The following is a 14,832-nucleotide window of genomic DNA, read 5'->3' on the forward strand; positions in this document are numbered from 1 at the left end:
GTTCGCTGCCGTCGGGGTTGAGGCGGCGGCTGATCAGGTGCAGGTCGTCGGCGTATTCGTAGCGGGTGATGCGCCCCAGTTCGTCGCGTTCAGCGGTGACCTTGCCGTAGGCGTTGTAGCTCCAGGCGCGGGTCGCGCCGGTGGGCAAGGTGGTTTGCAGCAAGCGGCCGACGGCGTCCCATTGGTAATGGGTGATGGCGCCGTGTTCGTCTTGACGACTGACCTGTCGGCCGAGCTCATCGTAGGTGTATTGAAGCAGGCTGTCGTCGGGCAGGCATTCCTCAACCAATTGGCCGAGCTTGTTCCAGGCCAATGAATGGAGGCTACCGTCGGGGTGGGCAATGTGGATCAGGCGACCTTGGTCGCTGTAATGGTAGTCAGTGATGTTTCCATCTGGATCGGTCTGCTGGGTGATGTCACCTTGTTGATTGCGGCGATATTTCCAGCTGGCTTCGCCACGGTGGACGTCACTTACGAATCCATTGATGTGCTCGTAAATCACCGCCTCTTCTTCTGGCGGAATGACCGCTATCAGCAAGCCGTCTTCGTCGTAGCGATATTCGGTCACGGCGCCCAGCGGGTCTTGCTCCGCGATCAACTGACCCTTTTCGTTATAGGCCTTGCGATGCTGCGCACCGTCCGGATCGGTCTTGCTGGTCAGCCGCGCCTTGTCGTCGTGTGTATAGGTCTCCTTGCTGCCGTCCGCATTGGTTACGGTGACGCTACCTTTATCGTCCCAGGCATAACGCGCTTGCATCTGGGAAAAACTGGCCCAGTGACGAGTGCAGCGGGCCAGCTTGCCTTCGTTCTCCCAGTCCCAGAAAAAACTCGCACCGCCGGCCAGTTGTCGCTCAACGATGACGTGTTGCTCGTTGTAGCGGTAACGCTCGGTTTCCCCAGCGGCATTGGTCGCCTCGACCAGACGGTGCTGGGCGTCATACTTGTATGAAACCAACGTCTGGACAGTCGTCCAGCACTGTTCCAGGGTGTCCGCCGGCTGGAACCGTTGGTAGTCGAGCGCGATGATGCGACGGTCGTCGTAACGCAAGAGCAGGCAGCGGCTTGCGCCGTTTTCCAGGCGTCTGATCTGCCCGCGACCATCGCGGGTAATGTGCAACCGATTGCCGTAGCTGTCGCTGATGGCAACCAGGGGCGCTCCATCGTTGCGAAGCTGGAAATGGTAAAAGGAGGGGCGCTGACCTGCTTGAGCAACGATCAGTTCGTTGGGATCGCTACCGAGGTAAATAGCTGCACGGGAGAGGCTGTTGGTAATCGTAGGACGCTGCTTGCTAGGACGGGGGAAGGGCGTCGACCGATTTTCGTGATCGGTCCAGATGACCTCGTTACCCTTGATTTCGAGCCGATGGGCCAGCGCATGGCTCCAGCCGTAGCCTAGGCCGCAGTCGACTTCCACCGCGCTGGTTCGGTACAGGCGTGTCCACTCGAAAGGCAGCAGACCGTCGAGTTGGCCATCGTTGAGCGTCAATAACTCTTCGCCGGTCACCATCGAGACCGGGCATTTGTCGGTGCAGGTACGGGCGGCGGGCTCGGCGCTGTTGCCGGTCGGTGTCGTTGCCTGCTTGGAGGCATCGTCGCCCGTTTTGCCAGCGACTAACCTGGCGTTTTTCTTGGCATCGATGCGTAGCTCGACCGCGCCTTTTTTCATCGGCGCGGCCATGCCCCGCACCGCCACCGGAATGTACTTGGCGACATAGCCCATGAAGCCATTGATGATGGCGAATACGGACTCTACGAAGCCTATTACCGCCTTGAAGATGATTTCCCCGTATTTCTTTACTCGCGCCGCGAGATAGATGACCCCGGATCCCTCGGCAACCAGTGTCAGGACAATCGCCACCACAATATCGATTACGACGCCCATGGCTGCGGCGGTGGTCATCCTTGCGTAATCTTCGGCCGTTTGCATCGGCGGCAGGCTCGCCAGCCAGATCAGCGCGCAGCGCATCATCAGGAAAAGCGCGGCCTCGTCGCTGGCCAACAGCATGGCCTTCTTCATGACCTCGGGTGTTTGTTTGGCCACCTCGATGAGACGAAGGGCCCCTTCGCCCAATTCATCTCCGAATTTCGCCGGGTTATTCAGGATTTCAAAGACCAGGCTGATGCCATCCCACACGCCTTTGATAGCTTCCCAGCCACCCTCGAGAATGCCGCTGCCCACCGCCAGGGCGGTACCGGACAAAGACAGGCTTGACCACTGCTGCCGGTATCCCGCTGGGCCTTCCCATTTGTTGCGCAGGAATTTTTCCAGCTCGCCTGTCAGCCCGTCATAACTACTGAACAGCGCATCGATCTGAGCCGGGGTGACCTTGCTGTGCACGCGTATCTGGTAGTACTTGCCGGGAACACCGTCAGCCCAGCGGGCCTTTCCTTGAGCGTCCAGCTTGACGGTGCTGGTTGCCCCAGTGTCGACATCGACGATATCTACATCGATATCGCCAATCGGGATGTCGTAGACCGACTCGAACTTGCTTTCGATCAACAAGGGCCCTTTCATAGGGCACCGCGCTACGTTCGAGTTGAAATCGCCGTCAGTCATGCCCACCGATTTCTGGCTGTCACCGATCTTGATGACGCGCTCCATGCCCGTGAGGGAAGGCAGGTCCCTGAGTCGGCTGAAGTCATCGGCGCGTTGTGCATACCAGGCTTGGGTCTGCTCTTGATAACGCTTCAAACTGTCCTTGAATGTCGCCAGTTCCTCGTCGACGAAAGCAATGTGAGCCTTTGCTGACATCAACCTTGCTCCTGAATCAAATCATTCAGCAGCGCTTCCCGAAGATTGTCCCGAGCACCCGCTTGCCGTACGTAGCGGCTGACTTTCAGTCGGAGATTGCTTTTGGGCCAAGCGGTAAACAGATACAGGTGTTCCTCTTCCAGCCACTGCATCAGGCCGTCCAGTGACACTGATGGGTTCTGCTTCGCCAATGCGTCAGACAAGTCCCTCGGCATCTCCCACCATGGCCAATCCCTCGCCGCCGGCACTTTCCTGGGCGATGTCTCCAAGGGTTTGCCATTGATCAGATACCGCTCAAAGACCGGCAGCAGGTTTCCGGCTTCGGCGCCCAGGCCTTCAAGGATTTGCTGGAGGTATCGCCCATCCCAAAACCGGAAGAACACTTCATTGCCGTCCGGCATCTTTACTTGCGTAAGGCTGCGCAGGTGCGCCAGCACCGTTTCCGGCTCACAGCGGGATACCGCCAGCCAGCCCCAATCGAGGGCCTCGGTTTGTGCGATCCATGGCAAGAGCGCCGAGTCGGGTTCGAGCTGGGCGACATAGGGCATCACTGGTTGCCAAGTGGCATAAGGTGTGTCGCCCCAGATGGGAAGCAATGGATGAGCGGGGCCGGACAGGCGAAAGGCTTTCATCGCATCTGATTCGCTCGCCGCGCTGATCACCAGATAAAGGTGCTCGTTTTCCTGCAGCGGCTGTTGGGCCAGCCATGCCACAGGATCGAGGGACATGAATGCCTGTGTTGCCATTGAGGCTTTCCTTCGAAGGGGGGGAGGTCCGGGCTTTCACCCGGCGAAGACGACACTCAATCAAGGATCAAGCCAGGTTCTGCGAGGGCCCGTGAACCGGCGTTTCCGTGCGGTTTCAGACAGTTGAAGGCGGGGCGGCAGGGGATTCGGGCAAAAAATTGCCTGACAACTTGCGTAGTACTGCGTCAGATCTTGCGCATCTTGGTATGAGGAGGTTTCTTGCGGCGGTTTGCCTTGAATATCGGCGTTGCACAGACTGTTCTGCTGGCGAAAAGTCGTACTAGTGAAACTTTTTGCCCCGTTTCAATCTGGGCTTTAAATGCCTCAAATACTTTTTCATGGACGCAAATCCTGCACCTAATAGATTAGTCCGCTCAATGCAGTGGAGACCTATGAAAAATGATCGTTCTGAACAGGGAAGTGGGCGAAGCGCTAAGGCGTGACAAATACGTCAACGTCCGCGGTGGAGACTTCAACCTCTACGGTCATTTCGGCGACTTTGTCCGGCTGACCAAAAGCTGGGAAAACATGGAGCCCGACAGCTATTACGGCCAGGCCGAGTCAGGCATGCGTTTCCGCCGCTACAGCGATTTCGAATACAACCCCACGACCCGCGAACTCAAGCAGCTTGAACACCGCGCCTATGTCCAGTCCAAAGCCAATAACAGCTACGTCGGCGGGCTGGAGCGACACTTCGAGGATTTCTCCAACGAAGTGATCAATTCGCCCGTGATGCGCAGCCTGATCGACACGGACTTCGACGTATACAAAAACGTTCTGCCGCAGGAACTGCATGATGAAATCTGGCAGTGCCAGATCCATCAGATCCGTATCGAGATCAAGCCGGGCAAGCAATTGGAGATCACTCCCGAAGGCATCCATTGCGATGGGTACCCTTTCAGTGGTGTGCATTTCTGGGGTCGCAATAACGTCGCTGGCGCGGAAAGCCGTCTCTACAGCGCCCAGGAAGAACAATTGGCGGCGACCACTTACGAGGACATCCTCGATACGACCTTTTTCCTTGATCGGGACATGCGCCACTATGTGACCCCCGCCCGCAACACCCACAGCCATGAAATGGCGTTCAGGCAAATCCTGGCGATTTCGTTTTCGCGGCCCGGGACCGCTTTTGACATTGTTCGCTGAACAGCTCGAACCCATGGAGGACTCGGTGCCGCAGATCCTGTTGCGCCGAGCCATGGTCAGGGACGCCGAACGATTGGAGCAATTTTTTCGCGGTTTTGCCGAGGTGTCGTTCTGTGAATGGCAGGATGCGCGGTTCTTGCGTGGCGTGCTGTTGCAGGAAACCACCACCGCCTACATGGCTTTCGATGCGACGGGTGACGTCGTAGGCGCGGTCATCGGCGGTATGCTGGGCACTCGCGGGACAATCAATCACTTGGCAGTCAGCTCGAGGCATCGCACCCAAGGCCTGGGCCAGCGCCTGGTGGAAGCGGCATCCGCTGACATGAAACGGGTCGGCGTGCTGCGCATGTTCCTGTTTGTCGACGATACCAATCTGGCCGGCAAGCGCTTCTGGGCTGCCCAAGGGTTCTGTGAACCTCGGGGCGAAATCACTTTCGAGAGGGATCTATGAACAAGACTTCCAGCCAGCCGCTGGCGGTCGAACCACAAGCCTCGCGAACCTTTGCTGAAGCCAGTCCGGTAGTAGCGGGTTATTTCACGGTTTCGTTTGTGTTCGGTCTGATGGCGGTCAACGCCGGGTTGCCATTGTGGCTCCCGGTGGCGATGTGCCTGTTCGTTTATGCAGGCGCCTCACAATTCGCGGCGTTGGCATTGATCTCCAGCGGGGCGTCGTTGACTACTATTGTGCTCACCACGTTCCTGATCAATGCGCGCCACATGCTCATGTCGGTCTACATGGCCAAGGCCTTGCGGGCGTTGGGACTCAGTCGTTTCGAGCGCTGGTGCTACGCGGCGGGGCTCACGGATGAGTCGTTCGCCTTCCACAGCGTCAAGCTGGGCACCGGGGCACCGGTCAGTGTGCGCTACCTGATCGGTTTCAACCTTTTTTGCCACACGTCCTGGGTGCTGGGCGGCTTGTTGGGGGCCGTTTGTGCGCAATACGCGGCACACCTGATCAAGTATCAGCTCGACTACGCCTTGACTGCCATGATGCTCTACGTGCTGGTTTCGTTGTGCAACACACGCAACAAGCTTATCGCGGCGCTGGCGGCAGTTATCTGCATGGGCGCGCTGAGCCTGATAGGCAGCTCGCCATTCAACGTATTCATCGCCACGTTCGTTGGCTGCGGGGTGGGCGTATGCCTGACCAAACGTTCCTGATCCTCGTCGTTGCCTTGATGATGGCCGTGACCTTCCTGCCCCGCGCCTTGCCGCTGCAGGTCAATACGGACAACTGGCCGCCGTTTGTCGCCCGTGCGCTGGAATACCTGCCGGTGGCGATCGTCGCCGCCATCAGCCTGACTCCGCTACTGATCAAGGACCAGCAGATACAGCTCGACCGTCCGGAGTTCTATGCCGCGATTCCGACGCTGTTATGTGCGTATTTCAGCCGCAACCTGTTTCTCAGTGTGGCGGTGGGCACGGCGGCGTACATCGCGCTCGGTTCGTTCCTGTAGGGTCAGGTCGACGACATCGTGCAGCGCCTGGTCGGACAGCTCGGGATTGTTCACCGCCAGGCGTACTTCCAGGAAGTCCTCGAAGTCCGGGAATATCGCCAGTCCGTTGCGCATCGCCGCGTCCCGGGAGACAAGCCCCAAGCCGTCGAGCTGAGTGATCAAAGACAACGTCAGCGTTTCGCTGCAGGAGTAGATCATTCGCTGGCTCGGTCCGTACTCGCCGAGGCCCGCATCGAGGAAGCGCAGGAAACTGTGGGAATACGGACATTCTTCTGCCGGACGTACCTGGAATTTGTCGCCAAGCAGGCCAAGGGAATCGTCCTTGTCACCACAATGGGCGCCGACGACCTGCACCTGCACGCCCGGCATGGGGATGCTGGTAAAGCCATTTTGCTGCCCGATCAGGATCGCCAGGTCAAAATGCTCGTTCTTGAGCTTGCTCAGGTTCTCCATCGACTCGGCGTAACTGAACTCCAGTTGGTACTGGGGAAAAACCGCGATCAGGCGATCAATTATCCGCCGGTTGAAATCCGCCGTCAGCGTGGTATTGAGCGCCACCTTCAGGCTGCGCTGCCTGGGCGTCTTGAGCGCCGCGACTTTTTCTTCCAGCTGTCGCGTGGCCGCCAGAACCTGATCCATGAACGGCGTCAGTTCAGAGCCTTGGCTCGTCAACGTCAGGCCTTTGTTCGAGCGTCGGAACAACCGAAACCCGAACTGCTCCTCGACCTTGTTCAATTGCGCCGCCAGTGCCTGCACCGTGAGGCACGACTGTTCCGCTGCGGCCGACAACGAGCCGGTCTGCATGATGCGCATGAGGTTGCGTAAGGTTCTGCTATCCATGAGGTAATGCCCTCTGCTTAAGTGGGCTCGCTGTTATTTATGCACCCGGCCCCGGCCTGGCGGGGCGATGGTCGCTATCATCAAGCACCTTGCCACGGTTGTCGCGGTTTTGTAGCGAAAAGCGCCGGCAGGCGATGATTGGAGCTTAAGTGGGATTTTCGGTTTCTGCTGGTTCGGCTTGTCTGTTGATACCGTTAATACAACGACAAGATGTTCCGTTGCAGCGAACCGGTCGGAAAATTATGGTTGCAGCTGTTCGCTTGCGAATTAAAACTTAAATTTTATACATATATGTACTACTCTCTACGCATCACCCAGTAACAAAGGAGCCCAAAGCTCATGGCGACTTCCTCCATCAACCTCAGCGCCCAGCAACAACTGGATTCCCCGGATGCGGGTCGAGTCGCGTTGAAGTTTTTCTTCAATCTCATGGAGCTGTGGGGCTGCAGTGTCGAGCAGCAGCGCACGTTGTTGGGCAAAGTCGGAAATACGACCTTCTACAAATACAAACAATTGCCTGAAAACGTCAGGCTGCCGCGGGACACCCTCGAGCGTATTTCCTACCTCATGGGTATTCACAAGGCGCTGAGCATCATCTTCAGTAACAGCCGAGACCGCGTATATCAATGGGTCAGCAGCCCGAACACGGCGGCACCTTTCAACGGCCAGTCGGCGCTGTCGTACATGCTGGTGGGGCGGGTGGTAGACATTGCCGATGTGCGGCGATACCTCGACGGAGTGCGCGGTTGATGACGCCACCGCTGGCGGACCCGAAATGGAAGCGGGCCTATAGGATCGTCAACAGCAGCTTTCCGCCAATCACGCTGTTCGAAGATGTGCTTGACCCGGATGACCTGGCCACCGCCTACGCCCTGGAAGCCCTGACCAATGACCGGCTCATGGAAGAAGCCGGCGTGCTGTCCCGGGTACGCTCTGAAGATCGGGTCTCCGGTCCAGGTTCCTCGCCTGTGATGGCGGCGTTTACCCACATCGGTAAAAGCAGTCGCTTCAGCGATGGCACGTTCGGTGTCTATTACGCCGCCAGCAGCCAGGAAGCGGCCATTGCCGAGACGTGTTACCACCAGGCTCGGTTCTTGAATGCGACCAACGAGCCTGACCTGGAATTGACCATGCGCACCTACGTCAACCGCGTCGTCAAACCCTTGCACGACATCCGCCACGATTATCCACACCTGCACAATCCAGACCCCACGGCCTACGGCCCGTCCCAGGTGTTCGCCCGGGAACTGCGCGCGACATTGTCGTGGGGGCTTTTGTACAACAGCGTTCGGTTGCCCGGTCATGAGTGCGTCGCCGCTTTTCGACCGCCAGCGGTATCGATTCCGGTGCAAGGCAAACATATCCGCTACGTCTGGAGTGCCCAGAAGCGGGAGATTTCGTTTGTGTTCGAGGTGAATCGAGTGTGAGGCTGAACGCAGAAAGTCTTGTTGTTCACGGCTTATGAATCAAGTTGCCGCGATCAGCGCTTGTTCTTCCAGCCATAATTCCTGAACGAACGGATCAGTAATCGCGTAGATTCCATGCCCCCGACGCATGATGATATTTTCGGCCACCAAGGCAATCACTACGGGTTGGATTTCTTCAATACGCACATCCCGACCTACGGCTTGAGAATATTCTGCTGCAGCGTCAACGGAAAAAATCCCGCGTGCATCCCCTGTCGTCGAGGCAATTTTGTTGAAGATAGCCTGAGCCAAACTGCCCAGTTGCTCTACCTTCTCAAGTTCAATATTTGCCGCGGCGGAACGCAAGGTACTGGCGATGACGGGCAAGAACAAATCCGGATCGCCCTCTTGCTGCAATATCTGCCTAAGGGCTTTAAGCATCTCTTCCGGGCGGTTGCCAAGTGTAGCGAATGCCTGGGTAGCGATATCAAGGGACGGCAATTTTTGCTGACTGACAGTCATCGCCAGGCGGTTTAGCAGGTACTCGACATAATCGCCCTTCAAGACTGGATACGCCGTAGAAGTAGCTCCGGAGAAAGCCTGGTTACGTTTCGCTGTGAGTTCGCTGACCTGCGCTCGGTGAGAGCCGGTGCCGATGAACAGAAAGTAGCCCGGGGTATCGGGGCGGGGATTGATGGCGTCACGAGCGGCTTTCAGCGCGAGCAACATTTGATTGCCGTCTTCAGAGGCGATCGCGTGTTGAACCTCATCGACGATAAGCACCAAATCAGTCTTGGTTTGATCAACCACTTCGGTGAATGCTTGCGCAAGCGTCGTGCCCCCGACGTCACCGACTCCTTCAAGTTTGAACCCGAACTTGAACCCTGCCGCACCGATGTCGACGCCGCCGACCCGCTTGAATGTTTTAAGCAGGCCAGACGTAGGCGTTTGTAATTCCTTTAATGTCTTGCGAACGGCGTCGTGCAGTAAGGTGGCCGGATTGGCGAGGGTATCGCTCCAAAGGTCGACGTAAATGACGAGCGCACCTTCCTTTTCCAGCGCCGGAATCAGGTCACTTCGCAAAAACGTGGTTTTACCGGTTCTGCGCAACCCGGACAGAAACAACCCGGAACGCAAGCCTTCGTCAAGAACCCCCGGATTGAGAAGCTGATTGGCCATGCTTTCAGCCAGTTCCGGACGCTGGAAAATGCTACTCATGCAATTATCCTGTTTTATGGATTAGCCATAATTATTGCTGAGCCATAATCTAGCATAAGGTTCATCTCAGATAGGAGGCGAAACGTTTGCATGTTGACCAGGACGATTGGAAGGGCTGCAACGCAGCCGACAGAGGCGAACTCCCGTACCAATGGGCGCAGGCGCAACTGATCAAATCTTGAACTGCTGCACCGAAGATTGCATTGACCCCGCGGCGTCATTCAACTCGTCTGCCGTGTGTTGCAGGTTGTGAATGGACAAAGTGTTGTCCCTGGATTGCGCTGCAATCGCTTCCACCCGCTGAGCCATTTCATCACTGGCCTTGGATTGCTCGGCGATGGTGTGGGAAATTTCCTCGACCACTTCCGCAGCATGCCGCGCACCGGTACGGATTTCGCTGATGGACACTCCGGCCTGCTGGGCCAGGTTCACGCCTTCGTCCACGCGGCTGACGCATGCTTGCATGTTCGCCACTGCATCCCGGGCGCTGGTCTGGATGCGTCCGATCATCGTAGTGATTTCCTGGGTGGATTGCGTGGTGCGGGCCGCCAGGTTGCGTACTTCATCGGCCACCACCGCAAAGCCGCGCCCGGCCTCACCGGCGCGGGCCGCTTCAATGGCGGCGTTCAGCGCCAGCAGGTTGGTTTGCTCGGCGATGCTCTTGATCACTTGGATGATCGAGTGAATGTCCTCGGAAGACGCATCCAGTGCGGTGATTTTGCCGGAGGACTGGTTGACCACCTCAGCGATCCGGTTCATGCCTTCCACCACGCCGAGAATCACCTGGCCGCCGCTGCTCGCCAGTTGCTCGGACTGCGCCGAAATCGTCCGGGCGCTGTCGGCATGCTGATTGATCTGGCTGATGTTGGCGATCATCTGCTCCATGCTCGCCGCCATGCTGGTGGCGCTGTGGGCTTGCTGGTCGGCGCTGGACACAATTTGCCGCGCGGTATCGCCCAACGTGCGAGAGGTGCCATGCAAGCCATCGCTCTGACTGCGGATCGTCGCGATCATCTGCCGCAAGTTGGATTGCATCTGCTCGATCACACTTTGCAGTTGCCCCAGCTCATCATCGCCATGAGCGCCCATTGAATGCTGCAAATCGCCTTGGGAAATCGCCTGGGTGTTGAGGATGATTTTATTCAGCGGCGTGAGCACGGCTTTAAGCAGGCTCCACGACAACAGCGCCAGCGCCACGCAGGTCGCCAGCAACGTGACGATCAGCCAGCGTTCAGAAGTATGAATGCTGTGGTCCTGATGCTCGCGAGACGACTTCGCCTGGTCTTCGATCAGCTCGCTGACCGCCTCGTTGCGCTCCTCCAGGGCCTCAAAGGCCTTGTCGAACTCGGCCCGCAACGCCCGGCCATCCTGAGCGCCGCTCAGCGCCTTGCCAATCACCTGCTTGGCTGAAGCGATATAAGCGTCGGCCTGAGGCTTCAACTCGGCAATCGTCTGGGAAATCGTCCCCGGCAAACGAGCCTCGGCGTTCTCGGCGATCACCTTGCGCATCCGCTCCGAATGCTCATCGAATGCCTCGGTCACTTCCTTCGCGCCGGCGGCATCGCCTGGCGCAACCAGCAAAGCAGCCAACACATCGCCACGAATGGCGTCATGCATCATGTCCGCCTCCATGTGCTTGCGCATGGCTGAGATACTGGTCTCGTTCTGTGCCAAGGCGTCGATCATGGCGTTATAACCCCACAGCCCGATACCGCCCAGCAACAGGGCAAAAAACAGACTGACCAACCCCGAACCTACAATCTTGGTGCGGATTTTCATCGTTTGCTGCTCCTGGAGCGGGGATTCTGGGCAAGTGTAGTTGAGCGCCAGCGGAGCCTTTGGACAGGCCATGCTCTTATTTGAGGGTATCGGCGGGGGAAAAAATTAGATGAATATCCACAAGCTCGGTGGACCATGAAACATGGTCAGCCCGTGGCGAGGGGCTTAGCGAAACGTCGCCACGGGGTGTCCTTCCGTCCCTGCAGACGAAACTCAATGCTGCCGCGCTCAGCAAGGCAGCATTGCGCCAGCCGCTTAAGCCGGATTATTCCCCGGAGCTTCCAGCACCTTAACCACGTCATCAATGACGGCCTTGCTCATATCCTGCAAATAACACGACGCCCAGGCATACCGATCCGCACCGCGAATCATCGCCGCGTCCTCGGCTAACAGCTTGGCAATGTGGAGCAGGTCGGAAGCGTGGGATAGGGCTTCGCCAAGGGGGGATGCCGCTGTTGACGCGGAATAGCGGGCGGTCGGAATGGTAGGAGAAGGGGGTTAGGCCTGGGGTTTTTAGGTCTTGCGGATTTGGCATTGTCTGGCTCCTTGACTGTAAGAGCCGCAACCGTCCTTTCCTACGGGATTGGGTCAGCAATCGTGGCGCGATGCTGGCAGCGTCCTTTCAGATCCCGGAAAATCAAAGCCAGGCATCTAGGCATTGGGAGTCCCATTGCCCCAGAAACAACAAAGCCCTCGCATTTCTGCGAGGGCTTTGTTTTGTATGGTGCCGGCACCAGACAGACGGTTTCTTGCTGCAAGGGTATGGGATTCGCGGGGCTGGAATTTGATGGATTTTCGGGCGTACCTCAAAGGGTCGCATAAATAAATCAGCTAGTTATGGCGTTTGGTGGAATCGAATCGGGAAGTATCTAAACCGGGTGGCCTTATAGCGCACCAAAAATCGAGAAGGAGGCCGAAGCGGCCTCCCCCCTTTTCCCTCTACCTCTCAGAAGTCAAAGGACAACTGTCCCGGCGGGCTACGGAAGTGATCGGTAACGTCTTCCCAGCGGCCGAAGCGGAAGCGCGGATAGCGACGGACGTAGACCGATTTGACGCGATTTGCCGGCGAACGGCGGTATTGTCTGGATGCCATAGTGGCAGATCTCCTGTAGCTGTGTGGTGGCTGGAGAACTGCTCTTGGCTGGCCGGCTACGACAAGCTTCCTTGCCACAGGCTGACACAGCTGATAGATTTCGAGCGCTAACCTGAAATCTGCAGAGCAGAGCAATGGCGCCAACCATCGCTTTTGTTTTTGTGTAAGGCCACTGAAGCGCCAACTTCAGTGGCCTTTTTCATTCGGGGTTACCCCTCGGGCTTAGTCATCCCCTCTATTCATCTTCAACTGCAAGCCGCTTTTCGACTTTTCTGAGCATCGCTTTCACGATGAGAAGGTCTTCCTCTTCGTTGATGACGATGAGCGAGTCCATCCCTGGACCCTTTATCCGTACTGTGAATTTCCCCTCGAGCTCCGGCTCACTGTGCCGATTATGTTCGAGGATCGGCTGGTTATTGACTGCTGGAGCGGAGCGGGTGGCCGATGTGGCGCTTGGCAGCGCTACTGTTTTTTCGATGGGCGCTGACTGTTCGCTGTCATCACCATTTTTTCCATTTTCGATCACTTCATTTGCTGCGTTTGGATGGGAACTGGACAGGACATTGTCCTCTCCCAGTAGGCCGCATTGTTTCGCACCTTCGAGAAAGTAGCCTTCAACTCGAGAGGCGAACTGGTCAGGTACCCCAAACTCTCTGATCAAGAGCTTCTCGAAATGGGCCACGGGGAGCGTTTTGCTCTGGAATCGATCGTGAATAGCTCTGAAGAGTGGAGGCGAGAGAAAGGCCTTCATTCGGGCCTGCTTACCCTCGTCCTCGTCATATGCAAGCGCTATATCACGAAAAAGTTGCGTAACCTTCAGTTGCCCCAATTTGTTGGTAATCAGTGAATACTTAACTGCGGCTCCAATTAAGCCTTTGAACGCTCCACTTGTATGCTGCTTGTTAAGCTTGTCTCCCGCCAAAGCTGAACTGCATTCGCCCCCAAGGTCGTTTACGGCTTGGGCGACTGCCAAACAGCTTTTCAGAGACGCCCTAGGGTAATCAATTTGCTTAGGCATGACCTGAGCCTCCTCTAGTGATGGCTGGATGGTAATTGAGCGGCCTTGGTTGCGCAAGAACTAGGAGTGCTAGATTTTGTGCTCTTATTTCTATCGGCGTGGCTTTTGACCTTTCGCTGCTTGCGGGTCCTGATCGCGAGGGGAGTCTGCGGATTTTTGAGGGGCTGGTAGTTGACGTCGCCGGCAAACTAAAGGCCCGTAGGCGCAAGGCGAAGGAACCTTAAGAGCCCCAATATGGACGATGTCGGAGCCCGCCTATGTGCTAAGCGCACATTAAACGACTGCCGCACCTGCGCGGAAAAAAGGGGACCGGAAAAAAGCGAAAAAAGGGGACGGATTTATTTTCTTATCAAAAAACGGGGTTCTGCGCGCAGGAATGCTAGGTTTGAACACACCATTCCTCAGGCAGCACCGCTTCAATGCCGGGCCAACACACCCGAAGGAGCCCCGTAATGGACCTACACAACGAGTTCGAAAACAGCAAATTCTTTCACAACGCTCGTATTGATCGACGTGCTGCCGATGCCTTGGTCGGGCTGGCCGCTGGGATTACGGCCGACGGTGTCGTGAACGTCAACGAAGCGGTTTTTCTAAAGCAATGGTTGGAAAACAATCTCGCACATCTGAATGACCCGGTGATCAATCTGCTCTATTCGCGTTTGGCCTCCATGCTTCAGGACGATGCTCTGGACCCTGACGAAGCTCTTGAGCTGCTTAACATCCTGCGTAGTTTTTCTGGAGTAGGCATTGAGAAGTCGCAGGTCGGCGGAGCTATGGCTGTTGCTCCTACGGACCTTCCATTCAATTCACCGGCTCCTGGCTTGATGTGGGACGGCCGGTTGTTTGTATTTACAGGCGTAATGGCTTTTGGCCCGCGCAAAGATTGTCAGGCATTGGTCGAGGAGCGTGGCGGTTTGATTGGTGGTGGTGTGAGCAAGAAGGTGCATTACCTGGTGGTCGGCAGCGTTGGTAATGAGCAGTGGCGCCACAGTACTTACGGAACGAAGATTATGAAGGCAGTGGAGCTGCGGGAGGCGGGGGCTTCGATTGCGATTGTGGGTGAGGACCACTGGCAAAAGATGCTGTTTGGTTGAGATTGCTTCCGTCGTGGTGTTCTAAAAGATTGCCCATCTTGGCCGAAAGATTTTCGGTGGGTTGACGGCCTCATCGCGAGCAAGCTTGTTCCCGCAGGTTTCAGCATGGGGTAAAAGTGGACGGTCCAGAAACAACAAAGCCCTCGCATCTCTGCGAGGGCTTTGTTTTGTATGGTGCCGGCACCAGGAGTCGAACCCGGGACCTACTGATTACAAGTCAGTTGCTCTACCAACTGAGCTATACCGGCGTGTGGGCGACGATTATAGCGATTGGGTGGTTTCT

The 14,832-nt window shown here is 56.9% G+C and carries 14 protein-coding genes, 1 tRNA gene and 1 pseudogene; 7 read left to right on the forward strand and 9 right to left on the reverse strand.

Translation table 11 applies throughout. From position 1 onward, the window contains the following. Positions 1 to 2,752 (reverse strand): DUF6531 domain-containing protein (locus tag HU742_RS25280; RefSeq protein WP_225923660.1); only part of this gene is annotated, 2,752 nt, incomplete at its 3' end. Continuing rightward, on the reverse strand, positions 2,752 to 3,498 hold the full coding sequence (locus HU742_RS25285) for a DUF4123 domain-containing protein (protein ID WP_186638894.1): 747 nt from the start codon (positions 3,496 to 3,498) through the stop codon (positions 2,752 to 2,754). The genes HU742_RS25280 and HU742_RS25285, both read right to left, overlap by 1 nt. 399 nt (positions 3,499 to 3,897) lie before the next feature. Between HU742_RS25285 and HU742_RS25290 the strand changes: the two genes are divergently transcribed. From HU742_RS25290 to HU742_RS25305, 4 genes are read left to right on the forward strand one after another with little or no spacing between them, the layout of a single operon-like run. Further along, complete coding sequence (locus tag HU742_RS25290; RefSeq protein WP_186613164.1) at positions 3,898 to 4,644, forward strand: 2OG-Fe dioxygenase family protein; 747 nt, start codon at positions 3,898 to 3,900, stop codon at positions 4,642 to 4,644. Positions 4,645 to 4,657: 13 nt separating this feature from the next. Then, positions 4,658 to 5,095 (forward strand): GNAT family N-acetyltransferase, encoded by a 438-nt coding sequence (locus HU742_RS25295; RefSeq protein ID WP_186644548.1) that lies wholly within the window; start codon positions 4,658 to 4,660, stop codon positions 5,093 to 5,095. Then, positions 5,092 to 5,805, forward strand: coding sequence for an AzlC family ABC transporter permease (locus HU742_RS25300; protein ID WP_186613166.1), 714 nt, complete (start codon positions 5,092 to 5,094; stop codon positions 5,803 to 5,805). The genes HU742_RS25295 and HU742_RS25300 overlap by 4 nt, the downstream gene beginning before the upstream one ends. Further along, positions 5,784 to 6,101, forward strand: a complete 318-nt coding sequence (locus HU742_RS25305) for an AzlD domain-containing protein (protein WP_186613168.1) — start codon at positions 5,784 to 5,786, stop codon at positions 6,099 to 6,101. The genes HU742_RS25300 and HU742_RS25305 overlap by 22 nt, the downstream gene beginning before the upstream one ends. On the opposite strand, the gene HU742_RS25310 is transcribed toward HU742_RS25305, so the two are convergent. After that, the gene (locus HU742_RS25310) at positions 6,018 to 6,941 is read right to left on the reverse strand and encodes a LysR family transcriptional regulator (RefSeq protein WP_186638890.1); all 924 of its coding nucleotides are present in this window, start codon (positions 6,939 to 6,941) and stop codon (positions 6,018 to 6,020) included. The genes HU742_RS25305 and HU742_RS25310 overlap by 84 nt on opposite strands. Before the next feature lie 339 nt (positions 6,942 to 7,280). On the opposite strand from HU742_RS25310, the gene HU742_RS25315 reads away from it, so the two are divergent. After that, positions 7,281 to 7,691, forward strand: a complete 411-nt coding sequence (locus tag HU742_RS25315) for an MbcA/ParS/Xre antitoxin family protein (RefSeq protein ID WP_186613172.1) — start codon at positions 7,281 to 7,283, stop codon at positions 7,689 to 7,691. Then, on the forward strand, positions 7,691 to 8,368 hold the full coding sequence (locus HU742_RS25320; protein WP_186638888.1) for an RES family NAD+ phosphorylase: 678 nt from the start codon (positions 7,691 to 7,693) through the stop codon (positions 8,366 to 8,368). Before HU742_RS25315 ends, HU742_RS25320 begins: the two co-directional genes overlap by 1 nt. A gap of 39 nt (positions 8,369 to 8,407) precedes the next feature. Here HU742_RS25320 and HU742_RS25325 read toward each other — a convergent pair whose 3' ends face one another. The 5 genes and pseudogenes from HU742_RS25325 to HU742_RS25345 form a co-directional block, all read right to left on the reverse strand. Then, on the reverse strand, positions 8,408 to 9,565 hold the full coding sequence (locus HU742_RS25325; protein ID WP_186644488.1) for an AAA family ATPase: 1,158 nt from the start codon (positions 9,563 to 9,565) through the stop codon (positions 8,408 to 8,410). Between the two features lie 171 nt (positions 9,566 to 9,736). Continuing rightward, positions 9,737 to 11,344: a methyl-accepting chemotaxis protein gene (locus HU742_RS25330; protein WP_186638884.1), complete on the reverse strand. Its 1,608-nt coding sequence runs from the start codon at positions 11,342 to 11,344 to the stop codon at positions 9,737 to 9,739. 255 nt (positions 11,345 to 11,599) lie between these two features. Then, positions 11,600 to 11,879: pseudogene (locus HU742_RS25335) on the reverse strand (DUF3077 domain-containing protein). Positions 11,880 to 12,290: 411 nt separating this feature from the next. Next, positions 12,291 to 12,437, reverse strand: coding sequence for a hypothetical protein (locus tag HU742_RS25340; RefSeq protein ID WP_186638880.1), 147 nt, complete (start codon positions 12,435 to 12,437; stop codon positions 12,291 to 12,293). Positions 12,438 to 12,672: 235 nt separating this feature from the next. Continuing rightward, positions 12,673 to 13,455 carry a hypothetical protein gene (locus HU742_RS25345; RefSeq protein WP_186638878.1) on the reverse strand — a complete coding sequence of 261 codons (783 nt, stop codon included), beginning with the start codon at positions 13,453 to 13,455 and terminating at the stop codon, positions 12,673 to 12,675. 452 nt (positions 13,456 to 13,907) lie between these two features. Here HU742_RS25345 and HU742_RS25350 point away from each other — a divergent pair, with 452 nt between their 5' ends. Continuing rightward, a complete protein-coding gene (locus tag HU742_RS25350; RefSeq protein ID WP_186644490.1) occupies positions 13,908 to 14,549 on the forward strand; it encodes a BRCT domain-containing protein in 642 nt (213 codons plus the stop codon). A gap of 172 nt (positions 14,550 to 14,721) precedes the next feature. Here the strand turns inward: HU742_RS25350 and HU742_RS25355 are convergent. Further along, a tRNA-Thr gene (locus HU742_RS25355) sits at positions 14,722 to 14,797 on the reverse strand. Positions 14,798 to 14,832: the final 35 nt, after the last annotated feature.

This window comes from Pseudomonas marvdashtae, from assembly GCF_014268655.2.
Classification (GTDB): Bacteria; Pseudomonadota; Gammaproteobacteria; order Pseudomonadales; family Pseudomonadaceae; genus Aquipseudomonas; species Aquipseudomonas marvdashtae.

Coding starts and splice junctions, on each gene's coding strand:
- HU742_RS25285 (WP_186638894.1), bottom strand. CDS start 3,498: ATGGCAACACAGGCATTCATGTCCCTCGATCCTGTGGCATGGCTGGCC.
- HU742_RS25340 (WP_186638880.1), bottom strand. CDS start 12,437: ATGGCATCCAGACAATACCGCCGTTCGCCGGCAAATCGCGTCAAATCG.
- HU742_RS25330 (WP_186638884.1), bottom strand. CDS start 11,344: ATGAAAATCCGCACCAAGATTGTAGGTTCGGGGTTGGTCAGTCTGTTT.
- HU742_RS25320 (WP_186638888.1), top strand. CDS start 7,691: ATGACGCCACCGCTGGCGGACCCGAAATGGAAGCGGGCCTATAGGATC.
- HU742_RS25325 (WP_186644488.1), bottom strand. CDS start 9,565: ATGAGTAGCATTTTCCAGCGTCCGGAACTGGCTGAAAGCATGGCCAAT.
- HU742_RS25295 (WP_186644548.1), top strand. CDS start 4,658: ATGGAGGACTCGGTGCCGCAGATCCTGTTGCGCCGAGCCATGGTCAGG.
- HU742_RS25350 (WP_186644490.1), top strand. CDS start 13,908: ATGGACCTACACAACGAGTTCGAAAACAGCAAATTCTTTCACAACGCT.
- HU742_RS25310 (WP_186638890.1), bottom strand. CDS start 6,941: ATGGATAGCAGAACCTTACGCAACCTCATGCGCATCATGCAGACCGGC.
- HU742_RS25345 (WP_186638878.1), bottom strand. CDS start 13,455: ATGCCTAAGCAAATTGATTACCCTAGGGCGTCTCTGAAAAGCTGTTTG.
- HU742_RS25305 (WP_186613168.1), top strand. CDS start 5,784: ATGCCTGACCAAACGTTCCTGATCCTCGTCGTTGCCTTGATGATGGCC.
- HU742_RS25315 (WP_186613172.1), top strand. CDS start 7,281: ATGGCGACTTCCTCCATCAACCTCAGCGCCCAGCAACAACTGGATTCC.
- HU742_RS25290 (WP_186613164.1), top strand. CDS start 3,898: ATGATCGTTCTGAACAGGGAAGTGGGCGAAGCGCTAAGGCGTGACAAA.
- HU742_RS25300 (WP_186613166.1), top strand. CDS start 5,092: ATGAACAAGACTTCCAGCCAGCCGCTGGCGGTCGAACCACAAGCCTCG.